This window comes from Sandarakinorhabdus sp., from assembly GCF_040398645.1.
Classification (GTDB): Bacteria; Pseudomonadota; Alphaproteobacteria; order Sphingomonadales; family Sphingomonadaceae; genus Sandarakinorhabdus.
Window position 1 is genome coordinate 11,053 of the sequence record NZ_JBBATR010000051.1, and the last position, 5,659, is coordinate 16,711.

Genomic DNA, 5,659 nt, shown 5'->3' on the forward strand with positions numbered 1-5,659 from the left:
GCAATCGCGCCGCCCTCGGCCGTGCGCATTTCCCCGCGCACCGTGTCTTCCAGCGCATCGAGCTTGGCCTTCTCGACATCATTTGCCGTCGCTTCCAGCATCAGATGCGAACCGCCGCGCAGATCAAGGCCCAGCGGCAACTGGCTTTTGGGCAGCCCATCCGGGATCAGCGCCAATTGCGACGGCGTCAGCATGTTGGGCACTGCCAGCAGGAAGCACAGCAGCACCGTCAGCCAGATCGACCAGATCTTCCACTTGGGAAAGTCGAGCACGCCAGCTTATTCCTTGTTGAGGCTGACAGAGGCGGCAGCGCTGTCGTTGGCCGCAGCAAGACCGCGCACCTTCACATCGGCCAGCGTCGATTTCAGCACGCGGAACTTCACGCCGGGGCCGGCTTCGATCTCCACTTCGGTGTCGGTCACGCGAACGGCCTTGCCGAGGATGCCGCCGCCGGTGATGACATCATCGCCCTTTTTCACGCCTTCCACCATGGTGCGGTGCTGTTTGGCGCGCTGCTGCTGCGGGCGGATGATCAGAAAATAGAAAATCCCGAAGATCGCGAGATAGGGCAGAAAGCCGATCAGGGCAGCGGTGCCGCCAGCGGCTGCGGCCCCAGCGGTCTGGGCATAGGCCGGGGTTGCAAATATCATGGGCTCACTCTCGAAATCAGGATGGGTGCGCTCTAGCGGCTTGCCGCCAGCCACGCAACCTTGCTGGGCCGCTGCCGGTTTGCATGCGGCTTTGCACATGACCCGGCATTGGCTATCGCTGCGCCATGGATGAACGCACCGCCTTGCTGGCCCGGATTGCCGCTGCCCTCGAACGCCTGTCGCCGGCCCAGGCGGCGGCGGCCGATCCCGGCGCGGGCCATTGGTTCGGCTGGGACGGCGCAGCGCTGGCCGCCTTGCCGCCAGCGCGCACCACCCCGCTGGCGCTGTACCAGGGCGTCGATGTGCAGGCGCGGGAGCTGCTCGAAAACACCCGCCGCCACGCGCTGGGTCTGCCGGCGCATGATGTGCTGCTGTGGGGCGCGCGCGGCATGGGCAAATCCAGCCTGACCCGCAGCGTCGTGGCCGAACTGGCCGGGCGCGGCCATGATCTGGCGCTGGTGCAGGTGCTGCTGCCGGCCCTGCCCACCCTGCCCGCGCTGTTTGCCCGGTTGGCAGCGGTGCAACGGGCGTTTCTGGTGTTTGTCGATGACGTCTCGCTTGGCAGCGATGCCGGCGAAGTGCACGCGCTGCGCTCCCTGCTGGATGGCGGCGTGCAGGCGCGGCCCGATCATGTCCGCCTGATCGTCACCAGCAACCGCCGGCATCTGGTGCCGCGCCGTCTGGCCGAAAACGAAGCTGATGCCATCAATCCGCGCGATGCTGCCGATGATCAGCTGGCGCTGGCCGATCGGTTCGGGCTGCGGCTGGGCTTTCACGCCTGCGATCAGGCGCAATATCTGGCGATGTGCGCGGCTTATGCCGGGGCGCACGGCCTGCACTTCGAACCATCGGCCGCGCTGGCCTGGGCAATGGCGCGCGGTGCACGCTCGGGCCGGGTCGCGTGGCAATTCACGGTCGAACAAGCCGGCGCGCAAGGCGTCGCATTGCAAGCTGCCGGCGCTGCGCTGACAGCGGCATCCACAGCTTGACTTGCCCGGCCGGGTTGGCGAATTTGGGACGCAGCAGTTTGCAGTTGATTCAGCCGCTCAAGGGATGCCCATCATGATGCGCATGACAGGATTTTCTGCGTTGATTGCCCTGTGCACGGCCGTTGCGGCCCCGCCCGCCGCCGCGCAACCAAACCCGCGCTGGACCAGCAACGACAGCAGCGGGTCGGACGGCTACAGCCTGCGCTGCGAAAGCCGAAATTACCGCTACGCCCGCTGCCAGGCGGACACCAGAAGCGGCGTGCGCCTGTCACGCGTGTTGGGCGGGGACTGCAAAAACCGCCGCAATTGGGGCACCGAACGCAATTTCATCTGGGTAAACAATGGCTGCCGCGCCGAATTTCAGGTGGGCGGCAATGGTGGCCGCAATGATGGCGGCGTGTCCACGGGCGCCGTGATCGCTGGCGCCGCCGTGGCTGCCGGCCTGCTGGCGCTGCTGCTCTCCAAGAACAAGAAGCGGGACGGCGACGCCGCGGCCGAGAGCGGCAACAAGCCGTCAGCTGCCATCGATATCGGCCAGAATCTGGTGCCGCCGGCTGCCGAACGCGCATTCCGGCGCTGCATCGACGAAGCCGCTCGCCAGATCGGCAGCAGCGGCGGCACCAAACTGCGGCTGACCGGCGATGTCATGCACCGCCAATTCGAAGGCGCGTGGCAGTTCCGCTTGCCGCTGGAAGGCACATGGCCAACCGAAACACTGGCAACGCCAGCGGAATGCACGGCGACCGACAAGGCGCTGCGAAATCTGGATTTTCTGGCCAAGGCCGATGCCGGCTGACCGGCGGCACTGAGACACTGCGCCGCCAGCCGGCAGCACGGCGGCGGTTGCGGTGCTGCACATGCTGCTGTTATGGGTATGCGCCTAAAGCATTTCCACAAGGCGCAGGCATTTGAAGATTTTGGGCACCATCTGGCGAGTCATTGTCGGCATCAAGGATGCGCTGGTGCTGGCCGTGCTGCTGTTGTTTTTCATCGCGGTGTCGGCGGCATTGTCGGGCGCTGCCCCGGCCGTGGTGCCCGATGGCGCTGCGCTGGTGGTGTCGATTGATGGCGGCATCGTCGATCAAGCCAGCGAAACCACGGCATTTGATGCCCTGAACGGCAATGTCGCCAGCGAACTGCAGGTGCGCGATCTGGTGACGGCCATCGACCGCGCCGCCGCCGACAAACGCATCAAGGCGCTGGTGCTGGAGCTTGATCTGTTTGCAGGCGGCGGCCAGGCCAATATTGCCGCCATCAGCGACGCCATTGCCCGCTTCCGCAAGGCCGGCAAGCCCGTGCACAGCTGGGCAACCGCCTATTCCGATGACAGTTGGCAGTTGGCAGCCGGCGCCAATCGCATCTGGCTCAATCCGATGGGCGGTGTGATTTTTGCCGGCCCGGGCGGCTCACAACTCTATTTTGCGCGCGCGCTCGAAAAGCTGCAAATCGATGTGAACGTGTTCCGGGTCGGCACCTACAAGAGCTTTGTCGAACCCTTCACCCGCAGCAGCGCCTCCCCCGAAGCCAAGGCCGCCGATCAGGCGCTGGTGGACAGCCTGTGGGGCTCGTGGCTGGCCGATGCCAAGCGCCTGCGCCCGGCCGCCGACGTGCCGGCCTATATTGCCCAATTGCCGCAACGGCTTGGCCAGGCGGGCGGGGACAGTGCCAAGGCGGCACTGGCGGCCAATCTGGTCGATCAACTTGGCGACCGCGCCGCGTTCGATGCGGCGATGGTCAAGCTGGTTGGCGAAGCCGATCTTGAGCCGTGGGGCCATTTCGCCGGCGTTTCGCTGGACGATTATCTCGCCGCCACATCCCCGGCGGCCTCCGGCAGCGACGACGCGGTGGGCGTTGTCTATGTCAGCGGCAATATCGTCGATGGCGATGCGCCGCGCGGCACCGCCGGCAGCGCCACCATCCGCGAGGCACTGGAACAGGCGCTGGCCGAAGACGACAACATCAAGGCCCTGGTGGTGCGCGTCGATTCCGGCGGTGGTTCGGTCACCGCGTCCGAAGAAATCCGCACCGCGCTGCTGGCGGCAAAGGCCGATGGCTTGCCGGTGGTCGCCAGCTTCGGGCCAGTGGCGGCCAGCGGCGGCTATTGGGTCGGCACAGCGGCGGACGAAATCTTCGCCCAGGCCTCCACGATCACTGGTTCCATCGGCGTGTTTGCCGTGTTCCCCAGCTTCCCGCGGGCGCTGAACGAACTCGGCATCAACACCGATGGCGTCAAATCCACTCCCTACAGCGGGGAGCCTGACATCGTCGCCGGTCTGTCACCTGCGGTGCGCCAGGTGCTTCAGATGGGCGTCGAAAACACCTATCGCCGCTTCATCAGCCTCGTTGCCAAGGCGCGCAAACTGCCCGAAGCCGAGGTTGATGGCATCGCGCAAGGCCGCGTGTGGACCGGAACCGACGCCAAACGCCTGAAGCTGGTCGACACGCTCGGCGGGCTGGATGCGGCCGTGGCCGCTGCGGCGAAGCGTGCCGGCATCCAGGGCCTGCCACGCGTCGTCGCCATCGAAAAGCCGGAGCCGGCATGGGTGCAAGCCATCAAGAGCTTCGGCAGCAACGAAGCCGAGCAGCAGGCGCGCGATCCGTGGGCGCGGGCGATGCTGGCATCGCGCCAGCAACTGCTCGCCGGCATTGCCGATCTGGGCTTTCTGGCCTCGGGCAAGGGCGCAACCATGCAGGCGCTGTGCATCGAATGTCAGGCAGCCGGCAGCCCGCGCCCGGCGGCGGCGCGCACCAGCAGCGAGCATATGGCCCGGCTGCTGGCGGCGGCTCAATCCTCGCGGTAACCGGGCAACGCCAGCCCGGTAGCAATGGCCACGCCGCGCAGGCCAAAGCCGGCCGCAGCGCCAATCACCGCGGCTGGCCACATCCCCACCCCGATCACGCTGAGCGCGACATAGGTGCCGGCGCCCAAGGCTGCGGCCGACACATAGATTTCACGGCGCAGCAGGATCGACGGCTCCCCCGCCAGCAGATCGCGAATTATGCCGCCAAAGCTGGCCGTGAGCACCCCCATCACCACCGCCGGCAAGGCCGGCACCCCGTAATTGAGCGCCTTGGCCGCGCCCAGCACGGCATAGGCCCCCAGGCCCAGCGCATCGAACCACAGCAGCGCGCTCATCCGCCAGCGATCCGCTTTCAGCAGCCACACCGCCGCCGCCGCGACCAGGCAAATGCCCAGATAATCGGACCGCCCCACCCAGAACACCGGCGCCCCGATCAGCAAATCCCTGAGCGTGCCGCCGCCAATCCCGGTCACGGCGGCAAAGAACGCAAAGGTCACAATCGTCTGCTTGGATTTCGCCGCCGCCAGCGCGCCGGACACGGCAAACACCGCCACCCCGGCCATATCCAGCGCCGCCAGCAACGGCTCCAGCGGCAGGGCAATCGGCACGATGGCCATCACCGCCGCCAGAAATGCCGGCCAAAGTGCTTCACTGTCAGCACCGCGCCCGACAGCACCACGCCCAGCGCCATCAGCGTCGCCGCAATGATCAGCGGCCCGTGCGTGTCTTCACGGTCCTGCCAATCCATGATGTGCAGGCCCCAGAACAGATCATAAAACCGCCACCACGGCGTGCGCACCGCGCCAATATCGCCCTGCGTGGTCACATAGACCCGCACATCATCGGCAAATTCCACCCGATACCCCGCCGTCTCCCGCCAATCGCTGGCCGGATTGGCCGCGCTGATCGCCGTCAAGGTCGCCGGCCCGGTGAGCGTCGTGCCAGCCCGCGCAACCGCCTCGGCCTGCGCAGCAGTGATGGCAATCGGCCGCCCCGTGGCCGCATCCAGCAGCCGCTTGCCGCCCGCATCCGTCAGCTTCCACACCGGCTTGCCGAGCAATTGCCCCAGTTCGAGCTTCTCGACGTCCTTGAGCGCCGGCAGCGCAGCCGGCATCACCATGCCCACCGGCGCTTCCCGCAGCGTCGTTCCCCGCACCACATCCATCGGGCGAGCGACCATCACCAGGCCGGACGCCACCCACAGGATGATCTGAATGCC

General features: G+C 66.8%; 6 protein-coding genes and 1 pseudogene. 3 read left to right on the forward strand and 4 right to left on the reverse strand.

Annotation, left to right across the window (positions count from 1 at the left end; genetic code table 11):
• A pseudogene (locus ABWP50_RS10690) lies at nucleotides 1–272 on the reverse strand (protein translocase subunit SecD); the annotation flags it as partial.
• 6 nt (nucleotides 273–278) lie between these two features.
• Nucleotides 279–647 (reverse strand): preprotein translocase subunit YajC, encoded by a 369-nt coding sequence (gene yajC / locus ABWP50_RS10695; protein WP_353217980.1) that lies wholly within the window; start codon nucleotides 645–647, stop codon nucleotides 279–281.
• 128 nt (nucleotides 648–775) lie between these two features.
• Between yajC and ABWP50_RS10700 the strand changes: the two genes are divergently transcribed.
• The 3 genes from ABWP50_RS10700 (at nucleotide 776) to sppA (ending at nucleotide 4,440) form a co-directional block, all read left to right on the forward strand.
• Nucleotides 776–1,639: a DUF815 domain-containing protein gene (locus ABWP50_RS10700; RefSeq protein WP_353217974.1), complete on the forward strand. Its 864-nt coding sequence runs from the start codon at nucleotides 776–778 to the stop codon at nucleotides 1,637–1,639.
• 73 nt (nucleotides 1,640–1,712) lie between these two features.
• Nucleotides 1,713–2,435 (forward strand): DUF3011 domain-containing protein, encoded by a 723-nt coding sequence (locus ABWP50_RS10705; RefSeq protein WP_353217975.1) that lies wholly within the window; start codon nucleotides 1,713–1,715, stop codon nucleotides 2,433–2,435.
• 112 nt (nucleotides 2,436–2,547) lie between these two features.
• Nucleotides 2,548–4,440 (forward strand): signal peptide peptidase SppA, encoded by a 1,893-nt coding sequence (gene sppA / locus ABWP50_RS10710; protein ID WP_353217976.1) that lies wholly within the window; start codon nucleotides 2,548–2,550, stop codon nucleotides 4,438–4,440.
• Here sppA and ABWP50_RS10715 read toward each other — a convergent pair.
• Nucleotides 4,425–5,057, reverse strand: coding sequence for a trimeric intracellular cation channel family protein (locus tag ABWP50_RS10715; RefSeq protein ID WP_353217977.1), 633 nt, complete (start codon nucleotides 5,055–5,057; stop codon nucleotides 4,425–4,427). The two genes, sppA and ABWP50_RS10715, sit on opposite strands and share 16 nt — an antisense overlap.
• On the reverse strand, nucleotides 5,057–5,659 hold a 603-nt coding region (locus tag ABWP50_RS10720; protein ID WP_353217978.1), incomplete at its 5' end, for a hypothetical protein. The genes ABWP50_RS10720 and ABWP50_RS10715, both read right to left, overlap by 1 nt.

What these genes read in the sequence shown, in the direction of transcription:
- ABWP50_RS10700 (WP_353217974.1), top strand. Translation starts at nt 776, where the DNA reads ATGGATGAACGCACCGCCTTGCTGGCCCGGATTGCCGCTGCCCTCGAA.
- ABWP50_RS10705 (WP_353217975.1), top strand. Translation starts at nt 1,713, where the DNA reads ATGATGCGCATGACAGGATTTTCTGCGTTGATTGCCCTGTGCACGGCC.
- ABWP50_RS10715 (WP_353217977.1), bottom strand. Translation starts at nt 5,057, where the DNA reads ATGGCCATCGTGCCGATTGCCCTGCCGCTGGAGCCGTTGCTGGCGGCG.